Here is a 22,269-nt window from a genome sequence, read left to right as displayed (position 1 = left end):
CACAACATGGCGACAGTGCGGCACAAACTCGGCTCCTTAGCGTCCCGAGTCATGACACAACACCCGGGACGCGTGCGTCGCCGGGCGATCGCGGGAGTTGTTGCCGTGGTCGTCGCGGGCGGCGCAGGCGTCGGTTGGTGGGCGACCCACCGCACAGATGATCAGACCCAGGCCGCGGCCCAGACCACGACCACCTTGCAAGCTGCGACCGTCGGAACCGTCAGCCAGACCCTCACGATCTCGGGCACGTTCGCGCCCGCGCAGGAGGCCGATCTGGACTTCGCGAGCTCCGGCACGGTCACCGCGGTGAACGTCGCGGTCGGGGACAAGGTGACCAAGGGTCAGACCCTGGCGACCATCGATGACACCGACCTGGCAGCGTCGCTGGCATCGGCCAAGTCGACGCTGTCCAGCGCGCAGGAGAACCTCGAATCCGTCGAGAGCAGTGGGACATCCACTCAGATCGCAGCGGCCAAGGCGACGGTTGCCTCCGACGAGAGCAAAGTGACCCAGGCACAGAAAGCTCTCGCCGCGGCCACTATGACGGCGCCGTTCTCCGGGACGATCGCGACCGTCAACATCGCCACGGGAGACAACTCGGGCAGCAGTTCAGCAGGCACCGGCTCCGGGGGCTCGGGCGGAGCAGGAGCGGGGGGCGCGAACGCTGCCGGCGGCGGGTCGTCGTCAACGTCCTCCTCCTCGGCCATCGTCCTGGTCGACACCTCCTCGTGGACCGTGAATGCGAACGTGAGCTCCGCCGACCTGGCCCAACTGGCCAAGGGTCAGAGCGCGCAGGTGAGCATCTCGACGTCGAGCAGTTCCTCAGGCAACTCCCGGGGCGGCTTCCCCGGATTCGGTGGAGGCTCGGGTTTCGGCGGCGGCAGCGGGTTCGGTGGAAGCTCGGGAGGTTCCGGTTCGTCCTCCTCGGGTTCCTCCTCGTCCGGTTCAAGATCGACGAGCACGACCACGGGCACCGCATTGACCGGCACCGTTCAGTCGGTGGGAATCGTGGGTTCGACCTCGACCGGTAGTACGGCGACCTTCCCGGTTGTGGTCAAAGTGTCCGGCACGGAATCGGGCATCTACGTCGGCACCAGCGCGTCGGTCGTGGTGACGACGAAGTCGGTGAACAACGTGCTGACCGTCCCGACGACGGCGATCTCTTCGAACAACGGAAAGTCCGTGGTGACCGTCTCGAAGAACGGCGGAACCGCGCAGGTCGAGGTGTCGACCGGTTCGGTCTACGGCACCCGCACCCAGGTCCTGTCCGGTGTCGCCGCCGGCGAAATGGTCCAAGTGACCTCGCGCGGGCCCGGTGGTTTCGGCGGCGGCTCCCGGATGGGCAACTCGGCGGCACCCGCAGCGGCGGCGGCGCAATGATCGCCCCGGCAATCGTCTCGCTGCGCGGGGTCACCAAGACCTACGGCTCCGGCGAACTGGAAGTGCACGCACTTCGGGGCATCGACCTCGACGTCCCGGAGGGTGACTTCCTGGCGATCACCGGTCCCTCCGGATCGGGCAAGTCGACCCTGATGCACATCCTCGGATGCCTCGACATCCCGACCGATGGCACCTACGAACTCGCCGGCGTGGACGTCTCCCAGATGTCGGAGTCCGAACTGGCGCAGGTGCGCAACCGGGAAATCGGCTTCGTCTTCCAGCAGTTCAACCTGCTGCAGTCGCAGTCCGCGCTGCGCAACGTCGAGTTGCCGTTGGTCTACGCCGGCGTGGGGCGCGCGGAACGGCAGAACCGGGCGACGGAGGCGCTGAACCGGGTCGGTCTGGGTGACCGGCTTGATCACCGGCCGACACAACTGTCCGGCGGACAGCAGCAACGCGTCTCTGTCGCACGGGCCCTGGTGACCGACCCGTCGATGATCCTCGCGGACGAGCCCACCGGCAACCTGGACTCCGTTGCGACGCAGGATGTCCTGCAACTCTTCCACGACTTGCACGACCAGGGGCGCACGGTCGTGGTGATCACCCACGAACCGGACGTGGCGGCCCAGGCAGCGCACGCCGTACGGATCAGTGACGGGCAACTCGACGCCGAAGCACCCGCCGCATGAGCTGGGCAGAGACGGTACGCAGCGCGCTCGACGCGATCAGCGCACGGCGGTTGCGATCTGGGCTCACGGTGCTCGGCATTCTGATCGGAATCACGGCGGTGATGCTCACCGTGGGTCTCGGTCAGGGCGCCCAGCAGAAGGTGGCCGATCAGATCAACGCCCTGGGCACCAACCTGCTGGTGGTGACGCCCGGGAGTACGACGAGTTCGGCCGGAGTGCGGGGCGCCGCTGGATCCGCGACGACCCTGACTCAATCGGACGCCACGATGCTCGCCAACACCACGGTTGTTCCGGACGTTGCGGGGGTCGCCGCCACGTCGAGCGGGTCGTTCTCGGTGCTCAACGGCAGCAGCAACACGACGACGACGGTCGTCGGCACCACGCCCAGTTGGCTTCAGGTCCGTGCGCGGTCGGTGTCCACCGGACGGTTCATCGGTGCTGCCGACGTAGCCGATGCCAATCCCGTTGTCGTACTTGGCCGTACGGTCGTCACCGCACTGTTCTCAAACAACCCCGACCCGGTCGGTCGACAGGTGACGATCGACGGTCAGACCTTCACCGTCATCGGTGTGCTGGAGTCTGCCGGCACCGTCAACAATGTCGACCAGGACGACACGGTCGTGATTCCATCAACGACCTACGCGCATCGCCTGTCGACCTCCAGCTCGGACAGTGTGTCGAACATCTACCTGGAAGCAGCCAGCAGCGACCATCTGGCGGCGGCGAAGCAGGAGGCCACCAACGCGTTGGCCACCGCGCACGAAGTGTCGGTCACCAACGCCGACTTCTCGATCAGCAGCCAGCAGTCGCTCGTCGACACGGCGACGAGCACCACGAAGACGTTGACTGTCCTGCTGGCCGGGATCGCCGCAATCTCGTTGCTGGTCGGCGGCATTGGCGTTATGAACATCATGCTCGTGTCGGTCACCGAGCGGATCCGCGAGATCGGTCTGCGCAAAGCACTCGGTGCGACACCGCGAACCATCCGCAAGCAGTTCCTTACCGAGGCAAGCATCCTCGGCCTGGCCGGCGGTGCCCTGGGCATCGCTCTCGGTGTGCTGGGCGCATTGGTCCTACCGCACTTCCTCGACCAACCGGTCGCGTTGTCCTTCGAGGCTGCGCTACTGGCCCTAGCGGTTTCTGTCGTCATCGGCGTCGGAGCCGGTGTCTATCCAGCCAGCCGGGCCGCCCGCCTGGCACCCATCGAAGCTCTGAGGAGCGAGTAAGTATGTTGCGATCCCAGCAGATCCGTCGGTTCGACAAGGCGATCAGCCTCGGTGGCGCCGCCCTCCTGGCCGTCATGGTGGCTGGCTGTTCTTCCGGTGGCTCGGGCACCGCGGCCGCCGCAGGCACCCCGACCGCTGGGGCCACCAGTCAAGGTGGGCAGCGCGGCGGCCCGGGAGGCGGCGGGTTCAACCCCGGTGTCAGCGGCGTGATCGCATCCGTGAGCGGGACGACCTTGACCGCCACCACGTCACAGGGCAGCACCAGCTCGGTGAAGTGGACGGACAGCACGAAGATCAGCAGTCAATCCACCGGCAGTGCAAGCGATCTCGCGAAGGGTGCCTGCGTCTCGGTGCGCCAGCAGTTCTCCGGGGCGGGCGGCGGCGAGCGACCCTCCGGGATGCCATCGGGTAACCCGACCAGCGGCAGCCGGCCCACGGGATCGATGCCCAGCTACACGGTGCCGAGTGCGGTCACTGCGAGCTCCGTCACGATTCTCCCGGCGAGCGATTGCATTGCCAGCACGGCGACGAGCACCCCGTCCAGCAGCGGCGCGAAGTCCGATGGCCGCGGCTTCGGCGGCATGCGCGGGCTGACCGGCAAGGTCACTTCGGTCACCAACAACGGGTTCGTCTTCCAGACGACTGGCAGCACAGCGAAGTCGGTCACGGTAACCACCTCGTCCAGCACGACGTACACGAAGGAATCGTCTGCGACTGCCTCCGCGATTCAGGCCGGCAAGTGCGTCGAAGCCCGTGGCACGACGGCAAACTCTGTGCTCACGGCGACCAGTCTGACCATCAGTGAATCGGTGAACGGCGAATGCACCTCGCAGATGGAAGGATTCGGTGGTGGCAATGGGGGTGCACCGAATGCTTCGTGACCCCGACCGGCGCCGCCGCGTCGTTCTCGGGTCCGCCGCTGGTCTGTGCGTGGTCGCCGTCGCCGGGGCCGTGACGTACGGCGTGGCGCATGCGGCCGCCGCCGATGCGCTGTCCGATCACTACCGGTTGGCGACCGCCAGTACCGGCTCGGGCAGCAGCCAGCTCAGCGTCAGCGGCACGGTCGCCCGGGTAAATCAGGTCTCAGCGGCATTCCCCAGTTCGGGTCAGGTCACGGGGGTGAAGGTCGCGGTAGGGGACACCGTGACAGCCGGACAGGCCCTCGCGACGATGGACACCGCGGGGCTGAACGCTGACCTGTTGTCGGCCCAGGCCGACCTGGCCCAGGCCAAAGCGGCCGCGGCCACGACGACAAGCAGTACGTCGTCTCCGAGCTCGTCGGCCGCTGCCGCTGCGACCGCGAAGAGTTCGTCCTCCGCCGCTGGTTCGTCGACACGATCGTCCTCCGCGCCGACGGCCACACCCACAGCCACCAGTACTGCTTCACCGACCCGGTCCAGTGGCGCCGGATCCGGGAAGCAGACCTCGAACGGCGATACAGCGCAGTTGAAGTCGCTGTCGGCGACGCTGTCGCAGCAGGTCCGGTCGATGAAGGCGGCGGTAGATAATCAGAAGGTCACCTGTGCGCCGGTGATGGCGGCTGGCGGGTCGACCGGGACCACTGGCGGGACGTCGCGCTCTGGCACCCGAAGTTCATCGAGCAGCGCCACCTTGCAGGCGTCTCCCACCTCCACGGACACACCGAGCCAGACCTCGACCGCGACGAGCACACCGACGTCCACCGACACGGCGTCACCGACGAGCACCGGCACCAGCACCTCAGCACCAACGACCGCCGAGCCGTCGACCTCGGAGTCGACGACGAGCACGGGTACGCCAAGTAGTTCCAGTTCCTCCTCCGCATCCCCGTCGGCATCGCTCGATCCCGCCGTGGTGAAGGCCTGTGTGTCCACGACCCAGACGGCCTCCGCCACCTTCGAGCAGGCCTCATCGACTCTCACGCAGTTGAACACCGTTCTTGACCAACTGAGTTCGAAGTCCGGCTCGGGCGGTTCCTCATCGACCCAGGGCGGCGCCGGGGGTACGAGCGGCGGAACCACAAGCGGCTCCAGCGGGTCGTCGAGCGGCTCACCGAGCAGTGCCAGCAAGAGCGGTGGCACCCAGAGCGGTGACACTAAAAGCACGGGATCGGGAGGCACCGGGTCAGGCGCAACGGGTTCGAGCAATGAGCGCTCAGGCAGTTCTGGGTCCAGCGATGGCGGCGCGTCGAGCAACGGTGGCGCGTCCAGCAATGCTGGTGCAGCCAGTGGGGATGGCACCGGGGGCGGCACCGGCGGTGGTGGAACGATGACCGTCAGTGCGGCCGAGCTCGAGGTCAGCCAAGCCCAGGAGGCAGTCAACTCAGCCACGCTCACAGCCCCCATCAGCGGGACCGTCGCGACCGTCGGGCTGACCAGCGGCAAGGACGCATCGACCTCATCGAGCATCACGATCATCGGGACGGGCGCTGCCCAGGTGACGGTCGACGTACCGCTATCGGCGCTGCCCACGCTCGCGGTCGGCCAGGCCGCAATTATCACCCCGGCCGGTGGCGGTGGCACGGTCAACGGGTCGGTGACCCAGATCGGGATCCTGCCGACGAACAGCACCAGCAGCACTCCCACCTACCCGGTCACCATCACGGTGGACGACCCCCCGCAGGCGTTGGCACAGGACTCGCAGGCGCAGGTGGCCGTGACCACCAAGAGCGTCAGCAACGTGGTGACGGTGCCGGCGTCGGCGCTGACGATGGTGGCCACCGGCCGCGCCACCGTCCAGGTGGTCTCCGGCAGCGACACGGTCACGACGAAGTCGGTCACGGTGGGCACCGTGGGCGGGGGAAAGGCTCAGATCACGGGTCTCGACGCGGGCACCCAGGTAGTGCTCGGTGACCTCACAGCCACCCTCGGAGCCGACGGGTCCAGCAACGAGAATGCGTTCACCGGCGGTGGCGGGTTCAGCGGGCGCAGCGGTATGGGTGGCGGCGGAATGCCCGGCGGAGGGTCGCGGTGATGAAGCACACAGCGTCCGTACTGACGTCTGCGCGTAACGAGACCGACACATAGGTCACCTACCGTCGAACAACAGACCGCGCCACTCGCCCGAGGGGAGCCGCCATGTTCGACCTGGTTGACCCGTTCATCGGCACCGCTGCCACTGACCTGCCGCAGCCGCATGGCATCGCGGCCAGTTGGTGGTGGCCCAAACCGCAAGTCGGCAACACCCATCCCGGTGCGACGTATCCCTTCGGCATGGTGTCGGCCTGCGCCTTCTCGGGTGCCTATCCGACGGGGTACGGCATCTATGAGTTGGGCACCGAAGGGCTGCCGGTGCCCATGACCGACCGGATGCGGGTCTCAGGCTTCACGCATTTCCAGCAGTCAGGCACCGGCGCAATCCGCAAGTACTACAACTACTTCCGGGTCACGCCGATGCTGAGCACGCTGGACGACCTGGGGACCGCGTGGCAGGTGCGCGACGAGTACGCCGAGCCGGGCTACTACCGCGCGGAACTCGAGACAGGAATCGTCTGCGAGGTCACCGTCGGACCCAAGAGCGCGGTGCACCGGTACACGTTCCCCGAGAGCCGGGACGCCCGCCTGGTCGTGGACTTCTCGACCGGTGGTCTGGCGATCCCGTACGGCGAGACTATCCCGTTGCGGGCGCATCTGGAGTTCCTGGGCCAGGGCAGCGCCCGCGGTGAGGTCGTCATGGAAGGCACCCCACTCGCCGTACACCTGGAATGCGATGCGACCGACTTCCGCCAGGTGCTGTGGTACGACCGGCGGATCATGCCCGGCGGCTCCCGGTTGGATTTCGCCGACATCAGGCCCACCACGTTGCGCCCGTTCGGGCTGATGTGGGCCGGACCATCGGTAGCCGGGCAGACCGTTGAGTTGCGAATGGGCTTCTCGCTGAGGGGGACTGAGCAAGCGAAGGCCAATCTTGCGGCGGACACCGCGAATTTCGTCGGTGGTTTCCACGCCCGTCGGCAGCAGACGCAGGACGTCTGGCGCGATCACCTGTCGCAGATCAAGGTCTCAACACCGGACCAGGACCAGGGCACGGTCATGGCCACTGCGCTCTACCACTCGCTGATGAAGCCGTGCTTCGCCAAGGACGAGAGCCCCTTCTGGCCGACCAACGGGCCGTTCGTCTACGACCTGTGCACGATGTGGGACATCTACAAGACGCAACTGCCGCTGATGACCCTGCTGCGACCGAAGCGGGCAGTGGATCTCGCGAACGCGCTGCTGAAGATCTGTGAGGAAGAAGGCAACTTCCCGATCGGCTACCGGATGGCCCGAGGCGCGGATCGTTTCTCCCGGCAGGGAAGCGCGTTGGCGCACACGCTGTTTGCCGACCTGTGCCAGCTACGGATGCCGGGCGTGGATTGGGACCGGGCCGTGGTGCACATGCACACCGATCTGCGTCGGACGTACGGCGAGGAGTACCTGCGCGACGGCATCACCCACCCGATCAGTCACGTCCTCGACCTTGCCTTCGGGTACTGGTGTGCCGCAGTCGTCGCGGACGCCATCGACGATCAGGCGCTGGTCGCCGATCTCGAACCCTGGGCGGACGGCTGGCCGGCTGCGTTCAATCCCGAGACCGGGCTGATGGCGAAATCGACCTTCTACGAGGGCGGTCCGTGGAACTACTCGTTCCGGTTGCTGCACGACATGGCGGCTCGGATCAAGGTGGCCGGCGGTGAGGATCGGTTCGTCGAACTGCTGGATCGGTTCTTCGGGTACGGCGCCCCGGCCGTGGTTCAGCCGGGCTTGCGGCCGGGTCGCGATGAGCTCGAACGAGGTTACGAACTGGGCCGATTCGAGGGAATGAACAACGAACCGGACATGGAAGCCCCGTGGGCCTACCACTTTGCCGGTCGTCCTGACCGCACCGCGGAGGTGGTCCACGCAGCCGTCCACCAGATGTTCGGTACCGGCCCGGGCGGCCTGGCCGGCAACGACGACTCGGGTGCCATCTCCTCGTGGTACGTATGGGCCAGTCTCGGTCTCTTCCCGGTCGCCGGTCAGAACCTCGTCCTGCTTCATCCACCGGCGTTCGAGGAGGCTGAGATTCGCACGGCGGAATCAGAGATACTCATTCGTACCAGCGGTTTCCGGCCCCCGAGCCGGGACACCGCAGCGCAGTACATCCAGTCAGTGCGACTCGACGGTGTCGAGGTCCCGCAGACCTGGTTGACCATGAGCGATCTGCATCGTGGCGGAGAGCTGCACATCACCCTGGGCGACACCCCCTCTAACTGGGGGTCCTCGCTCCGGCCACCGTCCCGGCCCAGCGTTGGGACATCCGCACTCGCAACGGGGGTTACGAAATGATGCCAGCACCGGAAGTCGTCCTGGAGCGGTACCGCCGCCTGGTGATCGTGGTCCGCGCGGACCCGGTTATCTGCGGCCACTCGGTCGAAGCGCGCAACATCGCCGAGGCCGCCCTGCAGCGTGGATTCACCGACGTGCGGATCGTCAGCTGGCCGTTGGACCGGCTGGAGGCCGCCGGTCTGCCGCTCAAACCGTTGGAGGGCGTCCAGCCCTACAGCCCCGGTATTACCGTGGAACGCCCTGAGCCCGTGGGCGATTACCGTGTCGTGGACGGCCGTTGGTACGCCGGACTGGTCGGCCGGCTGGTCGAACTGTTCACCGACGGCACTCCCACGATCTGCCTCAGCCTCTATCTGTCGCCGCATACGACGGCAGTCACCGACGCGCTCACCGTCGCCCAGCGCGTGGGCCTGCCCCTCGACGTACTCACGATCGCGGAGGCGGTCGGCTCGGACATCACCAATGTCGTCCGCGAGTGCGTCGAGAAGGACAGGTACGGCGCCGCCGTGCACCTGCTGTCGGCCTACCTGACCAACGACTGTGTGCTGGCCGTCTCGCGGTACACCAAGGAACTGATCGTGGCGGAGGCGGCCGAGCTCGACGCCAAACACGGGACCTCGTTCGCCTACGAGTGCCGTCGGCGGATCCAGATCTCCTATCCCGCCCTCGACACCGCCTCCTACCGTTCGATCCCGCAGTCGGAGGCGGACGCGGTGATGGCCCGGCGCGGACTGGCAAGCGAACGCTACGTGCTCTTCCTGTCCCGCCTGGTCAAGGCCAAAGGCATCGCCGACCTCATTGCCGGCTATGAGCGCAGCGGCGTCAGCGACCAGGTGCGCCTGATCATCGCGGGCCAGGGTCCGCAGGAGGCCAGCGTCCGGGAGATGGCGGCGGCGTCTCCGTTGGCGGACCGCATCTCCGTGTTGACCGATGTCGACGACGACGAGAAGCCCGCCCTCATGCGCGGCTGCACGGCGTTCGTGCTACCGACCCTGCCGCGTCCGGAATTCGTGGAAACGTTCGGAATCGCCCTGGTGGAGAACATGCTCGCGGGCGGGGGACCGGTCATCACCACCGAGACCGGTGGTGTCCCCGAGGCCGTGGGCGACACCGCCATCACCGTCCCGGTGAGCGATCCGGACGCGATCGCGCAGGCACTGCGCACCGTGACCGCCATGACGCAGGAGGAATGGGTCGCCCACAGCAACAAGGCGGTCGACTATGCCCTGCAGTTCGACCGGGCGGTCGTGCTGGACACGATGCTGGGCTACCTCACCCACTCTTTGGAAGGCGTCGCCTGCTGAGGCCGATTGGCCGTTCTCAGGCTGATTTGCTTCGGTAGGGCTGTGCCCACCTCGCTGCCCGCTGCCACCGACACCTCCACGGCGTCCGACACGGCGCCGGTGAGCGGGACGGCCACCGACACTGCGACCGAGACGTCCCCCGCCCCGGAAACCACGACAACACCGAGTACGCCGAGCGAAGGCGCAACGCCGTCCAGCCCGGCCGGTGCCGGTCAGACCACCGAGCCGCCCACGACGCAGAGTCCCGTCGACTCCAGTCCGACCACCACCACGGTGACGGCGACCACCACGACAACCACGACCACCACGAGTGAGACGGTGGCGTGGATCACCCGCCCCGCGTCAAGCGGTGGCGACGTGCCATGGCCGTTAGGGCTGACCGGTGTCATCGTGGTGCTGGCCGCCATCGCCGCCGGAATCGTGTGGTACGTGAAGACGCGGGCCACGGGACGGCGGGCTGCCGGCCGGCCAGTGGCGCCGGAGGCTGCGCCACACAGTCCGCAACCGACGTCTCCCACCGATCGGCGGGACCTGCTGCGTTTCGTCACCGTGCTGGGTGAGGCGATGCTGGATATCAGCGCGCCGCTCATCCAGGTCAATCACACGTTGCACAAGGTCGCGACCGTCGGTGGAGTGCCGGAGGCCGAGATCATCACATTGCCGACTGCCCTGTTGGTGTCGGTGCCGGGCGTGGATGACACGGCGACCGCGGCGATCGGCGCGGGGGAGCGGGACATCGACCTGGGACAGATGCAGGGCATCACCGAAGTGGCCGATCAGGCGAGCGACGGACGGCTGTCTCCCCGCGACGGCCTGGCCCGGCTCACCGCGATCGCGGACGCTGACTACCCGTACCCGCCGGTCGTGCAAGTGGCCGGATACGCCGCCATGAGCGTCGGCCTGGCGCTCCTGTTGGGGGCCAATCCGCTGGATTTACTGGTGGCGGCGGTGCTTGGTGGCCTCACTGCCCTGGTGCTGCGGTGGACGGCGCGGATCGAGTCGATCTACTCCGTGATGGTCGTCCTGGGCATGTCCTTCGTCGTTGCTTCCATCGCGTTTCTGTTGGCCCGCACCGGGTGGGATCTGAACCTCCTCGCGGCCCTGGTGCCACCACTGATCACCTTCCTCCCGGGTGCTCAGTTGACCAACGGGACGATCGACCTGGTCACCAAACAGATCGTGTCGGGTTCCGCCCGCCTCGCCTCCGGACTGATGCAACTGGTGTTGCTGGCGGTAGGGATCACGGCAGCGGCCTCGCTCGTCGGCGTACCGGCCAGCCTGGCCCGCACCAGCGGTCAGTCCTTCTTCGGACCGTTGGCGCCGTGGGCCGGGGTGCTGATCTATGGCGTCGGTCTGGTGTTCTACAAAGCGGCCCGGCCCGGGGCACGGCGCTGGATCCTGCTCGTCCTGGTGATCGCGTACGCCGGGCAGGTCGTCGGCGGCGTGCTGTTCGGCAGCGCCGTGTCCGCGATGGTCGGTGCGTTCTTCATGACCCCCGCCGCGATGATCGTCTCGACCCGACCGACCGGGCCGCCGCCCCTGGTGTGTTTCCTGCCCGCTTTCTGGTTGCTGGTGCCTGGTGCGTTGGGGCTCGTCGGCGTCACGTCGGCGGTCGGGGGTGGAGCGAGCGCCGCGGCGACGTTGGTGACGACCGGTACGACGCTGGTGACCATCTCGCTGGGCGTCATCGCCGGCTTGGCGGTCAGTCGTCCCCTCGAGGACCGCTTGCGAGCCAGGTCAGGGCGCTAGGGAACCGGTCAGGTCCTTCAACCGCACGCCGGTCGCGCCCAGTTGCCGCGCCCCGGAGATCAGCGCGGCGATGGTGCGGGCGGCCGTGTCGTAATCCAGGCCGTGTGGCGGCCGGATGTTGGAGACGCAGTTACGCGCCGAGTCCAGGATCCCCGGTTGCGGTTGCCAGGTGAGATAGGCACCGAGTGAGTCCGCCGCGGACAGTCCGGGGCGTTCCCCGATCAGCACCAGCACCAACCGGGCACCCAGTGCCTGCCCGATGTGGTCACCGAGCGCGACTCGCGCCTGGGTCGCGACGACTGGTGCAGCGACCGTGGTGGGGGAGTCCAGCAGGGGGAGCAGGGCCTGCAGGAGCGGTACGGCGTGCGTCTGCGTCGCGACCGCGCTCAAGCCGTCCGCGACGACCACCGCCAGCTCCGCATCGCCTGGCTGCGGCAAGTTACCGCCGGGGGTGCGGCCCAGATCCGGCCGGGTCAGGTACGTCGATCGGTCCGGCGCCGCCGAGGGCACCACCAGCGCGGGGCCGAGTCCGAGCCCTTCGAGCTCACGCTGCAACGTGGGCACATCCAACTCCGCATGGACTGCGTCACGAGCCGCGGCATGCGCAGCTGTCGCGGAAAGCACTGCAGCCGTGGGTGTTCCGGACCCGGACCGGCCAATACCGATCCGCGCAGGGGTGTGGGTCCGCAGTCGTTCCCACAGATCCGTCACGCCAACTCCCGCAGCGGGCTGGTACCCGGTTCGACGGCCCGGATACTTCCGTCGGCGGCCAGCAGACCCAACCGGTCCAACCAGGCCTCGAACTCCGGTGCCGGCCGCTTGCCGAGCACCTGACGCAGGTAGAGCGCGTCGTGGAAGGAGGTCGACTGGTAGCCGAGCATCACGTCATCCGCGCCCGGGACACCCATGACGTAGGTGCAACCGGCCGCTCCCAGCAGCGTGAGCAGGGTGTCCATATCGTCCTGGTCGGCTTCGGCGTGATTGGTGTAGCAGACGTCCACGCCCATCGGGAGTCCCAGGAGCTTGCCGCAGAAGTGATCCTCCAAGCCGGCCCGGATGATCTGCTTGCCGTCGTAGAGGTACTCCGGTCCGATGAAGCCGACGACGGTGTTGACCAGCAGCGGTTCGAACGCCCTTGCCACCCCGTAAGCGCGTGCTTCGAGAGTCTGCTGGTCGACCGGCCGACCGTCGGTTCCCCAGTGGGCGTCGGCGGACAGTGCCGCTCCCTGACCGGTTTCGAAGTACATGACGTTGTTGCCGACAGAGCCCCGGTGCAGAGAGCGGGCCGCTTTGAGAGCCTCTGCCAGAGTTGGCAGCTCGACACCGAACCCCTCGTTGGCGCGTTGGGTTCCGGCGATCGACTGGAAGACGAGATCGACCGGCGCGCCGGCGGCGATCAACTCCAGGGTCGTCGTGACGTGGGTGAGGACGCACGACTGGGTGGGGATCTCGTAGCGGGTGATGATGTCGTCGAGGAGTCGGAGGAGATCGGCGACGGTGCGGGGATTGTCCGACGCGGGATTGATCCCGATGACCGCGTCGCCGGACCCGAGCAGCAGTCCGTCGAGCACGCTGGCCGCGATCCCGGTGCGGTCGTCGGTCGGATGGTTGGGTTGCAACCGGGTGGAGAACCGCCCGGGCAGACCGATCGTGTCGCGGAATGCGGTGGTGACCTGGCAGGCGGCAGCGACGGCGATCAGGTCCTGGTTACGCATGATCTTGCTGACGGCCGCCGCCATCTCGGGTGTCAGCCCGTCACGCAGGGCGATCAGCGACGCGTGGTCACCGCGACCCACCGTCTCCAGTAACCATTCCCGGAACCCGCCGACGGTCAACGCGGCGACGGGTTCGAACGCGCCAGGATCGTGAGCCGACAGGATCAGCCGGGTGACGTCGTCGGTCTCGGGTGGCACGACGTACTCGGAGAGGAACAGGGACAGTGGCAGGTCGGCCAGAACCCATTGCGCCGCAGCGCGTTCCGCACCCGACTCCGCCGCGCAGCCAGCCAGCACGTCGCCCGAACGCAGGGGCGTCGCCTTGGCAAGGACGTCGACCAGCCCGTCGAACTCGTAGCTGCGCTGGTTGATCGTCTGGCGGTACTTCACGTCGTGGTCGGCTCCGGTTCGGAGTCAGTGGCCGCTGACTCGATGGTGGTGACCGGTCCAGTGAACCAGTGCTTGACCGAGACGTGCCAGTAGATCCACAACAGCAGAAGCGCCACCGGGACCACGATGATGGCGTAGTTGACGTACTTCATCGAGAAGCCGTCGACCCAGGGGACTCCGACGTTCAGGGTGGGCAGTAGACCGACGATCGACATCACCGTGATCTCGATGACGGCCACCAGGTTCATCCAGCGGTACTTGATGCCGTTGTTCCACGAGCCGACCTTGAAGTTCGACCCGGCTCGCCAGCGCAGGAAGATCGGGATGCCGAAGGACAGGTACAGGCCGATGACACCGATCGACACGACCGCGAAGAACGCGACCGGCACCGGAGCGCCGTTCACGTCGACCTTCACCAATGCCGGCAGCGTCAGCAGCAGAGCGATCACCGCAGCAGCGATCACCGCGTAGACCGGAACCTTGTTGGCGTTCAGCCTGGACCAGTACCGGGAGCCGGGGACGGCCCGGTCCCGACTGAAGGCGAAGAACATCCGGCTGGTGGAGGTCATGCAGGCGCAGGTGCAGAAGAACTGTCCCGCGGTGGAGATCAGCACGACCAGACCGGCGACCTTGGGGTCGAGTGCCTGGCCGAAGATCGCGAACACCGACCCACCGCCTTCGCTGACCTTGTCCGAATCCTGCACCGCGAACAGGAAACTCAGCAGCAGAATCCAGCCGCCGATGGCGGAGTAGAAGATGGATCGCCAGATGCCGCGCGCCGCGGAGTTGGCGGCTGACTTGGTTTCCTCAGACAGGTGCACCGAGGCGTCATAACCGGTGATCGTGTACTGCGTGAGGATGGCCGACAGCGGCAGGACGTAGAGCAGGAATCCCCATCCGCTGGTGTGACCGCCGAAGAAGCCGGTGTTGTTGATCGTCTTGGTGAAGACGTCTGAGAGGGACGCGTGGTGGGCGCCGGACTTCAGGAAGAACCACAGGATCGCGACCACGACGAGCGAGCCGATGACATGCCACCACACCGAGATGTTGTTCAGGATCGCGAGCAGGTGGCTGGAGAAGATGTTGATGGCTGCGGCGAGGGCCAGGATCACGATGAACTCGATGAAAACGCGGGTCAGCGAATAGCTCGAAGCCCACGAATCGCTGTAGTACCCGATGAAGGTATCGAAGAAACTCGCGCAACCGTAGGCAACCGACGCATCGATCGCCAGCAGTCCGATCAGATTCAGCCAACCGGTGAAGAAGCCGGCCTTCGGACCGCCGAGTTTGCTTGCCCACCAATAGATTCCGCCCGAGGTGGGGTATGCCGACACCAGCTCGGACATACAGAAGCCGATGACCATGATGAAGGCAGCCACGATCGGCCAGCCCCAGGCGATGGCCGCAGGTCCGCCGTTGTTCCACCCCAGACCGAAGCTGGTGAAGCAGCCGGCCAGGATCGAGATGATCGAGAACGAGATGGCGAAGTTGGAGAACCCCGACCAGTTGCGCGACAACTCCTGTTTGTACCCCAGGCTCGCCAGATGAGCTTCGTCGTCGAGGGGTTCATAACCTTCGGGCATGGCGCGTGCGTCCTTCCGCGGTTGGCCGGGGGACCCACTCCGGCGGGGGCAGCTGCAGCCCTTAGTGTGCCGCGCCGGTGCCTGATGCGGTGGGAAATCGACCGCAACGTGTCGCGGGGCCGGGCGACTGCCCGGCCCCACGTCGATTCAATGCGCCGATCCGGTCAGCGACCGTGACCCAGCAGCTGGGCCAGGCTGAAGGACATCGCACCCATACCGGTGACGTCGTCGTAGCCGGCGGTCGTGGTCAAGGAGGTGTCCTTGTCCATGGTGATCAAGAACCGGTGACCGCTCGAGGCGGAGGTGTACTCCACCGCAACGGGCGTGCTCGAGGGCTTGACGTCGCGGAACGACCCGGGCAGGAAACGATCCAGCGTGTAGAGCGTCGGGTTGGCGAAACCGACACTGCCGTGGGTCAACTGCTGCGAGAGCGCCACCATCGCGGCGGTGAGCGGCGAGGCCAAGGAGGTGCCGCCGTACGTCTCGTTCTCGTAGTCCGCGGTCGCCAACGTGCCGTCATCGGTGATCGGGCTGATCCCGATCTGGAAACCGGTGTACGGGTCGGCCAGGGCCGACACGTCCGGGGAGACGCGCTTGCCACCGGACAGCGAGTTGGGCACGACGCCCTTCTGGTAGGCCGGCTCGGCGAACAGGGTGCTGACCCCGCCGCCGGCGCCGCCCCCGAACGCACCCGGCAACGCGCCGGCGTAGCTGGAGGTCCCGTCGGCGTTGTCCAGGATCCGCTGGTACGCAGTGCCCCAACCGGTTTCGACGGCCAGCTTGCCCTTCTTGTCGATACCCATCGACGTGCCGCCGACGGAGGTGACGAACGGGTCGGACGCAGGGAAGTCCGGCTCGGCAGTGCCCAGCGCAGCAGCCTCGTCGCCGTTGTCACCGCTGGAGAAGTACAGGCCGATACCCTCGCCGGCAGCCTGCACGAAGATGTTCTGCTCACCCGCGAGGACCTCGGCCGGGACATCCTCACCGACGTCACCCCAGCTGTTGCTCACGACCGTGGCCAGCTTCCGGTCGATGATCGTCGACAGCGCGATGTCGAGACCGCCGCCGCAGTTGGAGCCGCCGACGTAGAGGATGTTGGTCTTCGGGGCGAGGGAGTGGACGGCCTGCACGTCGAGAGACTGCTCACCCTGCCAACCGCTGGGACCGCCACAGGCCTCTTCGTCGTAGAAGGTGCTGGGGACGATCTGCTGGTACTGACCGGCGCCCAGCGCGGGCTCGCCGCTCTGTGCCGCCAGCGCGTTGGTGTCGGAGACGATGGTGGGTGAGGCGTAGGCGTCGGTGATCGCGACCGTCTGGCCAGAACCGTTAACGCCCAGGCTGTTCCAGGTGTTGAGGTTGTACCCCGAGCGCAGCTGCTTGGCGTCGTAGCCACAGATGTTGGTCGGGTACGACGTCTGACCGTTGTAGGCGGCCGGCACCGAGGCGGTGTACTGGCCCCAGTACTGCGAGCACGCGGCCGTGGTGGACGGCGTCGTCTGCGAGCGCAGCTTGCTCTGGGCCTGCGCCTTTGACTTGTTCAGGCTCGAGGAGCCCGCGGTCTTGTCCACGTGGCCCGGCGAGACCAGGTTCGGCCGGGTCTGCAGACGAGACTGGTCCAGGCTCACCGCGCTCACCAGTTTGGCGATGCTCGAGGGCAGCGCGGGCGCCTTGGCAGGTGCGGCAAGGCGGGTGCCCGCGTGGTGGTAGAGGTGCATCGAGGTGGAGAAGGCGGCATTGACCTGGTCGGCGGTTCCGCGGAACACGACGTACAGCCGACTCGCCGGCGTGCCGGTGATCGTGAGGCCTTCGGACTTCAGTTTGTTCACCACGGTCGCGTACTCACCGGCAGTGGGGGAGAAGCGGCTGATCCACTGGCTGGGGGACAGGGGGTGGCGGTAGAGCGGGCTACCCGGGGTGGAGACCGCAGTCGCGAGGGTCTCGGCGCCCTGCTTGTCCTGCAGGTTCAGGTAGATCTCACCCTCGACGGTGTCGTCCGCGGGTGCGGCTCCGGCGTCCTGGGCGGTGACCGCCCATTTGGGGACCGACCCGGGGTACTTGATGGACCCATCGGCCGTGACCGACGCGTTCGCGGCCGCGGCTCCGGCGACGCTCAGGGCGAGAGTGACGGTGACGGCAGCCATCTGTTGCGATGTCCGCCGCCGGTTGTTGCGCAGTCCCATACTGTCTGTCCTCGATCTGTTGGATAGTGCGTCGATATGGCACACCTCCGGCAAGTTACCTGTCGGGGGGCCGCGATTTGGCCGAATTGCCGCTATGGATTACGAAAACGAAAAACATTGCGGCGCATACAGATTCACCTGAATCCAACCTTGAGTGAGGCTGAGTTTTCGCTGGGAACACCACGATGTGACAGGGTCGCAGGATGACCTTCGACGTCGCCGCGTTCCGATCCCAGTTCCCGGCCCTGGCCGCCGGTGAGGCGTATTTCGACGGTGCGGGCGGCACCCAGACGCCGGCATCCGTCGCCGACGCGATCGCGGGTGCCCTGCGTGCACCGTTGTCGAACCGTGGAGCGGGCAGCCTGGCCGCCCGGAACGCTGCGCGGTGCGTCGAGGAGTTCAGGTCGGCGTACGGCGACCTGGGCGGGGTGCCCACGGCCGGTATCGTGCACGGCCGCTCGGCCACCGCGCTCACCTTCGACTTCTCCCGGACGCTGGCGCGTACCTGGGGGAGCGGCGATGAGATCGTGCTGTCGCAACTGGATCACGACTGCAACGTGCGGCCGTGGGCGATCGCGGCCGAGCGTGCTGGGGTGGTCGTTCGGTGGTTGGAGCTGGATCCGGCGACGGGGCAGTTCACGGCCGAGTCATTGGAGTCGGCCATCACGCCGTGCACGCGGTTGGTGGCGGTGACGGGCGCGTCGAACCTGATCGGTTCACGCCCGGACGTGGCGGCCATCGCTGCGGCAGCGCACGACGCCGATGCCCTCGTCTGGGTGGACGGTGTGCATCACGCGGCGCACTCCTTCATCGACGTTGCTGCGTTGGGTGCGGACTTCTACGTGTGTTCGCCGTACAAGTTCTTCGGTCCGCACTGCGGGGTGTTGCTCGCGAATCCAGCTGTGCTGGAGGAGCTTTCACCGGACAAGCTGCTTCCGTCAACGGACGAGTCGCCGGAGCGTTTCGAGTTGGGCACGCTGCCGTACGAACAACTGGCCGGCGCAACCGCCGCAGTTGACTTCATCGCTTCCTGGGGTGCGGGGCAGTCGCGCAGGGAGCGGCTGCGGTCCGCGCACGAGGCGTTCGCCGCCCACGAGAGCCAGCTACTCGGCGTACTGGATGAGGGGTTGACGGACCTGGTTGCTGACGGTCGGGTGGTGAATCACTCACGGGCGCAGCGGCGTACGCCGACCACATTGCTGACGTTCGCGGAGGCGAACCCGGCGGCGATCGCCGACGCGCTGGCCGCACAAGCGCTGATCGCTCCGGCAGGTTCGTTCTACGCCTACGAGCCGGCGCGGGCGTTGGGGCTGGGGGAGTCCGGGGGCTTGCGGATCTCGCTGGCGCCGTACACCAGCGTCGATGAGGTCGAGCGACTGGTGGCAGGGGTGCGCGCAGAACTCTGAGACAATGAAGGGGCCACGCTCGTGGCACCCGGACGAGGGAGCCGTACCCGGACAGCGACAAGACGGCCACGAAAGGTCGTGGCCGCGATGGCGTGGTTGATTCTGATTCTCTCCGGTGGGCTCGAAGCGGTGTGGGCCACGGCGCTGAGCAAATCCGAAGGCTTCTCCCGGTGGTTGCCGACGTCGATCTTCGCGGTTGCGGCGGTGGCCAGCATGGTCGGCCTGGGCTACGCGCTGCGGACGTTGCCGGTCGGTACGGCGTACGCGATCTGGACGGCGATCGGCGCCGCGGGCACGGTGATCTACGCGATGGTCACCGGCGCCGAACCCGTCTCGGTGTTGAAGCTGGTGTGCCTGGTCGGCATCGTCGCCTGCGTCATTGGCCTGAAACTGGCGCACTGATCAAGTCGGGGTGAGAACCCGAGGGGAGAGGGTAGGTCGCGGAGCATTTGATTCAACTTGACATAATGTAGATTATCGGACATCCAATCAATCGTCACCGAGGACTCGACACCGGTACGGAACCTACCCGCGGGCGACGCGGCGCAGGAGGTCCTCGAGGTCGCGTTCTCCGTCGACCGTCTGGGCGCCCCGCTCGAGGCTCTCACGCATGATGCGCTCGGTTTCGGGCCGACCGATGAGCGCGCTCCACTCGGTCTCCTCGCGCTCGTAGCCCTCGAGCGGAGTGGTCGCCGGGAGCACGCGCTTCGCCGCGCGCGCGACTCCGGGCGGCAGCTCCCCGATGCGGCGGGCGGTGCGCTCGACGAACGCGTCGAGCTCGTCGGCGGGCAGCGCTCGATTGATCCATCCGTAGAGCGCGGCGGTGTCGGCGTCGATGGCGTCGCCCGTGAGCACCAGCTCGAGCGCGCGGTTGCGTCCGACCCGCTCGAGCAGGTACTGGGTGCCCCCTCCGCTCGGCACGATGCCCATGAGGCTCTCAATCTGCCCGATCCGCGCGGTCTCGCGTGCGGCGAAGGTCAGGTCGGCCGCGCCGACGAACTCGGCCCCGCCGCCCCGCGCGATCCCGGCCAGCTTCACGATCGTCACCTGCGGCTGGGAGCGCAGCAGCTCGCCGGTCGCCTGGAACACGTTGACGCCCGCGGGCGCCTGCGCCGCCAGCCGGCCGAGCTGATCCATCTGGTCGCCGAGGTGCATGTCGACGTGCGCGATGAAGAACTCGGGATTCGCACTGTCGAACACGATCACCGCGATGCTCTCGTCACCCCGCACGCCGAGCAGCAGCGTGCGCAGCTCCCGCATCACGTCGGCGCTCAGTGCGTTGACCGGCGGGTTGTCGAACGTCACGTTCACCACGGCGCCGTCACGACGAACGCGCAGGGCGGCGTACTCGGCGGTAATCGGGTCAGCGTTGAGGGGATGTGCGGATGCGGTCACGAGATCTCCAAAAGTATGCGATGCATACCCGGTATGGGATGCATACTTATCTTGGAGCGCCGCTCCCGGTGCGTCAATAACGCACTTCTCCTATCCCAGGGATGCCGGAGGACACCACCGTGAAGCCCTACAGCGCGCTGCTCGACACCGCGACCGAGACCTTCAGTGTCGACTGCGAGAGTCGTCCGATCCTCGACCAGATCGCCAACAAGTGGTCGATGATGTGCCTCGCCGTGCTCACCGAGCCGCGCCGGTTCAACGAGATCAAGCGCCGCCTCGAGGGCATCACGCAGCGCGTGCTCACCCAGACCCTGCGCCGGCTCGAGCGCGACGGCCTGATCGAGCGGCGCGTGCTACCGACGTCGCCGGTCGGCGTCGAGTACGCGATCACCCCGCTCGGCGAGTCGCTGCGCGAGCCCTTCGGCCGGCTCTACGACTGGACGGTGCTGAACGCCGCCGCCATCCGGTCGAACCAGGCCGCCTACGACCAGCGCACGCAGCGCGAGGCACCGAACGCCGGCTGACTCCCCCTGCACCGTTACTCGCCCGCAGGGACTCGTGCGGGCGTAGGCGGTCGAAGCGCGTGCCGTTAGGCCAGCCTGCTCTTCGTTGTCATACCAAGCGATCTGGACCATCCTGGAATCATTCAAGTTTCATCAGGGCGACATCAGGAGATTGATATGGCTACCAAGACCCAGACCACCGAGATCCCCACCACTCTCGCTGCCTCCCACGAGGTCGCCGCGGGTGCGGCGCAGTTCCTCACCCCCGTCGTCCTCGACATGGAGGCGCTGGTCGTCAACGGCAAGCAGGCGCACTGGCACGTGCGCGGTGGCAGCTTCATCGGCATCCACGAACTGCTCGATGACGTCGTCGCCCACGCCCAGGACTTCGCCGACACCGCCGCCGAGCGCGTCGTCGCCCTGGGCCTGCCCTTGGACTCCCGGCTGGCCACCGTCGCCGCGAAATCCTCGCTGCCGGCGCTGTCCGATGGATTCCAGCCCTGGGAAACCACAGTCGCTCAGGTGGTCGGCTTGATCGACGCCGCACTGGTCACGGTCCGCGCCGCGATCGTGGGCCTCGACGACATCGACCTCAGCAGCCAGGATGTTGCGATCGAGATCGAGCGTGGCCTGACCAAGGACCGCTGGTTGCTCCAGGCGCACATCGCCGCCTGACCCGCTTGCGGCGTTTCGGCGCGGATCTCACGAAGGTAAGGCTATGCTTATCTTCGTGAGGTCTCATCGTCGTCGCGTTCCGCTGGAACATGTCCTGGTTGCTGGTCACATCGCCGACCTGGACGACATCGCCGTTGCCCTGGCACTCCTGCCCGAGGACGCCTACGGCCAGGTCCTGATCGAAGGCCCCGAGGGCAGCATCAGCACGCTGACCGCTCCGCCCCGTGTTTCGATCCACCGGGTCGATCCGGTGACCAGTTCCCTCGAGAGGGCGGTGGCCGCCTGGGTGGCCGAGTGGGTCCCCCAGGAGCTGGATCTTCGCCGTACCGTCACGGTCTGGCTCGGCGGACACGCCAGCAACCTGGTCGATCTGGACCACTTGGGCGTCGACCACCTCACGATTTGAGCGCCGTCGCACTCCCCCAGGACGTGTGATCGACTTCGGCCCATTCAGGGCACAGATACTTCACTGCCGCTGACATCACGCGCAGCCGGGTCTCTCCGAAAAAGGGCCCACTGCCTTCGTTGGCGTTGTTCACCAGAGCCTGGTAAAGCCCGTCGGCATCCGCGGAGTCGGTGAGCGATTCACAGACCGCGTCCCCCTGCCGGATCAACTCGTCCCGGTCGATCTGCGGCGTTTCGTACTGCTTGACGGCAGCTAGGAAGGCCGACTCGTCGCGAGCCGGCGGCACGTTGTCGGCAGTTGAGTCGCTGACGCATCCCGCGAGGCTCACCGCCAGGACGGGTAGCGCCAGCAGGGACCAGATACGTGTAGTCATGAGCAGTCGT

The 22,269-nt window shown here is 67.0% G+C and carries 21 protein-coding genes, 1 pseudogene and 1 riboswitch; of the genes and pseudogenes, 14 read left to right on the top strand and 8 right to left on the bottom strand.

Annotated elements, in window-relative coordinates:
- Window positions 1-51: 51 nt before the first annotated feature.
- From AZH51_RS11055 to AZH51_RS18745, 5 genes and pseudogenes are all read left to right on the top strand, one after another.
- Window positions 52-1,380, top strand: a complete 1,329-nt coding sequence (locus tag AZH51_RS11055; RefSeq protein ID WP_291524187.1) for an efflux RND transporter periplasmic adaptor subunit — start codon at window positions 52-54, stop codon at window positions 1,378-1,380.
- A complete protein-coding gene (locus AZH51_RS11050; protein WP_291524185.1) occupies window positions 1,377-2,069 on the top strand; it encodes an ABC transporter ATP-binding protein in 693 nt (230 codons plus the stop codon). The genes AZH51_RS11055 and AZH51_RS11050 overlap by 4 nt, the downstream gene beginning before the upstream one ends.
- Window positions 2,066-3,295 carry an ABC transporter permease gene (locus AZH51_RS11045; protein ID WP_291524184.1) on the top strand — a complete coding sequence of 410 codons (1,230 nt, stop codon included), beginning with the start codon at window positions 2,066-2,068 and terminating at the stop codon, window positions 3,293-3,295. Before AZH51_RS11050 ends, AZH51_RS11045 begins: the two co-directional genes overlap by 4 nt.
- Before the next feature lie 2 nt (window positions 3,296-3,297).
- Complete coding sequence (locus AZH51_RS11040; RefSeq protein ID WP_291524182.1) at window positions 3,298-4,176, top strand: DUF5666 domain-containing protein; 879 nt, start codon at window positions 3,298-3,300, stop codon at window positions 4,174-4,176.
- Window positions 4,151-4,459 (top strand): annotated as a pseudogene (locus tag AZH51_RS18745) (hypothetical protein); the annotation flags it as partial. The gene AZH51_RS11040 and the pseudogene AZH51_RS18745, both read left to right, overlap by 26 nt.
- Here AZH51_RS18745 and AZH51_RS11035 read toward each other — a convergent pair.
- Window positions 4,402-4,668, bottom strand: a complete 267-nt coding sequence (locus tag AZH51_RS11035; RefSeq protein ID WP_291524180.1) for a hypothetical protein — start codon at window positions 4,666-4,668, stop codon at window positions 4,402-4,404. The pseudogene AZH51_RS18745 and the gene AZH51_RS11035 overlap by 58 nt on opposite strands.
- A 135-nt stretch (window positions 4,669-4,803) precedes the next feature.
- Window positions 4,804-5,514: a hypothetical protein gene (locus tag AZH51_RS11030; RefSeq protein ID WP_291524178.1), complete on the bottom strand. Its 711-nt coding sequence runs from the start codon at window positions 5,512-5,514 to the stop codon at window positions 4,804-4,806.
- Between the two features lie 28 nt (window positions 5,515-5,542).
- On the opposite strand from AZH51_RS11030, the gene AZH51_RS11025 reads away from it, so the two are divergent.
- The 4 genes from AZH51_RS11025 (at window position 5,543) to AZH51_RS11010 (ending at window position 11,633) form a co-directional block, all read left to right on the top strand.
- Entirely contained in the window at window positions 5,543-6,247 is a 705-nt protein-coding gene (locus AZH51_RS11025) for a hypothetical protein (protein ID WP_291524176.1), read from the top strand.
- Window positions 6,248-6,351: 104 nt separating this feature from the next.
- Window positions 6,352-8,580: a glycoside hydrolase domain-containing protein gene (locus AZH51_RS11020; RefSeq protein ID WP_291524175.1), complete on the top strand. Its 2,229-nt coding sequence runs from the start codon at window positions 6,352-6,354 to the stop codon at window positions 8,578-8,580.
- Window positions 8,577-9,884, top strand: a complete 1,308-nt coding sequence (locus AZH51_RS11015) for a glycosyltransferase (protein ID WP_291524173.1) — start codon at window positions 8,577-8,579, stop codon at window positions 9,882-9,884. Before AZH51_RS11020 ends, AZH51_RS11015 begins: the two co-directional genes overlap by 4 nt.
- Window positions 9,885-9,926: 42 nt before the next feature.
- Window positions 9,927-11,633: a threonine/serine exporter ThrE family protein gene (locus tag AZH51_RS11010; RefSeq protein WP_291524171.1), complete on the top strand. Its 1,707-nt coding sequence runs from the start codon at window positions 9,927-9,929 to the stop codon at window positions 11,631-11,633.
- Here AZH51_RS11010 and eutC read toward each other — a convergent pair.
- The 4 genes from eutC to AZH51_RS10990 form a co-directional block, all read right to left on the bottom strand.
- Window positions 11,622-12,344, bottom strand: a complete 723-nt coding sequence (gene eutC, locus AZH51_RS11005; RefSeq protein ID WP_291524169.1) for an ethanolamine ammonia-lyase subunit EutC — start codon at window positions 12,342-12,344, stop codon at window positions 11,622-11,624. The genes AZH51_RS11010 and eutC overlap by 12 nt on opposite strands.
- Window positions 12,341-13,738, bottom strand: a complete 1,398-nt coding sequence (locus AZH51_RS11000) for an ethanolamine ammonia-lyase subunit EutB (protein WP_291524167.1) — start codon at window positions 13,736-13,738, stop codon at window positions 12,341-12,343. Before AZH51_RS11000 ends, eutC begins: the two co-directional genes overlap by 4 nt.
- On the bottom strand, window positions 13,735-15,321 hold the full coding sequence (locus AZH51_RS10995) for an amino acid permease (RefSeq protein WP_291524165.1): 1,587 nt from the start codon (window positions 15,319-15,321) through the stop codon (window positions 13,735-13,737). The genes AZH51_RS11000 and AZH51_RS10995 overlap by 4 nt, the downstream gene beginning before the upstream one ends.
- Before the next feature lie 164 nt (window positions 15,322-15,485).
- A complete protein-coding gene (locus tag AZH51_RS10990; protein WP_291524163.1) occupies window positions 15,486-17,462 on the bottom strand; it encodes a S53 family peptidase in 1,977 nt (658 codons plus the stop codon).
- Window positions 17,463-17,704: 242 nt separating this feature from the next.
- Between AZH51_RS10990 and AZH51_RS10985 the strand changes: the two genes are divergently transcribed.
- Window positions 17,705-18,907, top strand: a complete 1,203-nt coding sequence (locus AZH51_RS10985) for a cysteine desulfurase-like protein (RefSeq protein ID WP_291524161.1) — start codon at window positions 17,705-17,707, stop codon at window positions 18,905-18,907.
- 7 nt (window positions 18,908-18,914) lie between these two features.
- Window positions 18,915-18,980, top strand: a riboswitch (guanidine-III (ykkC-III) riboswitch).
- 14 nt (window positions 18,981-18,994) lie between these two features.
- On the top strand, window positions 18,995-19,309 hold the full coding sequence (locus tag AZH51_RS10980; RefSeq protein WP_291524159.1) for a multidrug efflux SMR transporter: 315 nt from the start codon (window positions 18,995-18,997) through the stop codon (window positions 19,307-19,309).
- Window positions 19,310-19,432: 123 nt separating this feature from the next.
- Here the strand turns inward: AZH51_RS10980 and AZH51_RS10975 are convergent, their stop codons facing one another.
- Window positions 19,433-20,302, bottom strand: coding sequence for an enoyl-CoA hydratase/isomerase family protein (locus tag AZH51_RS10975; protein WP_291524157.1), 870 nt, complete (start codon window positions 20,300-20,302; stop codon window positions 19,433-19,435).
- Between the two features lie 101 nt (window positions 20,303-20,403).
- Here AZH51_RS10975 and AZH51_RS10970 point away from each other — a divergent pair, with 101 nt between their 5' ends.
- The 3 genes from AZH51_RS10970 (at window position 20,404) to AZH51_RS10960 (ending at window position 21,886) form a co-directional block, all read left to right on the top strand.
- Window positions 20,404-20,826 (top strand): helix-turn-helix domain-containing protein, encoded by a 423-nt coding sequence (locus AZH51_RS10970; protein ID WP_291524155.1) that lies wholly within the window; start codon window positions 20,404-20,406, stop codon window positions 20,824-20,826.
- Window positions 20,827-20,982: 156 nt separating this feature from the next.
- The gene (locus tag AZH51_RS10965; RefSeq protein WP_291524153.1) at window positions 20,983-21,480 is read left to right on the top strand and encodes a DNA starvation/stationary phase protection protein; all 498 of its coding nucleotides are present in this window, start codon (window positions 20,983-20,985) and stop codon (window positions 21,478-21,480) included.
- A 55-nt stretch (window positions 21,481-21,535) separates the two neighbouring features.
- The gene (locus AZH51_RS10960; RefSeq protein WP_291524152.1) at window positions 21,536-21,886 is read left to right on the top strand and encodes a hypothetical protein; all 351 of its coding nucleotides are present in this window, start codon (window positions 21,536-21,538) and stop codon (window positions 21,884-21,886) included.
- Here AZH51_RS10960 and AZH51_RS10955 read toward each other — a convergent pair.
- Window positions 21,876-22,259: a DUF732 domain-containing protein gene (locus AZH51_RS10955; RefSeq protein WP_291524150.1), complete on the bottom strand. Its 384-nt coding sequence runs from the start codon at window positions 22,257-22,259 to the stop codon at window positions 21,876-21,878. The genes AZH51_RS10960 and AZH51_RS10955 overlap by 11 nt on opposite strands.
- Window positions 22,260-22,269: the final 10 nt, after the last annotated feature.

It is taken from the genome of Branchiibius sp. NY16-3462-2 (assembly GCF_001594145.1).
In the GTDB taxonomy this organism is placed as follows: Bacteria; Actinomycetota; Actinomycetes; order Actinomycetales; family Dermatophilaceae; genus Branchiibius.
The sequence above is the reverse complement of the archived record's forward strand: the minus strand, read 5'-3'. Positions and strand labels throughout refer to the sequence as shown.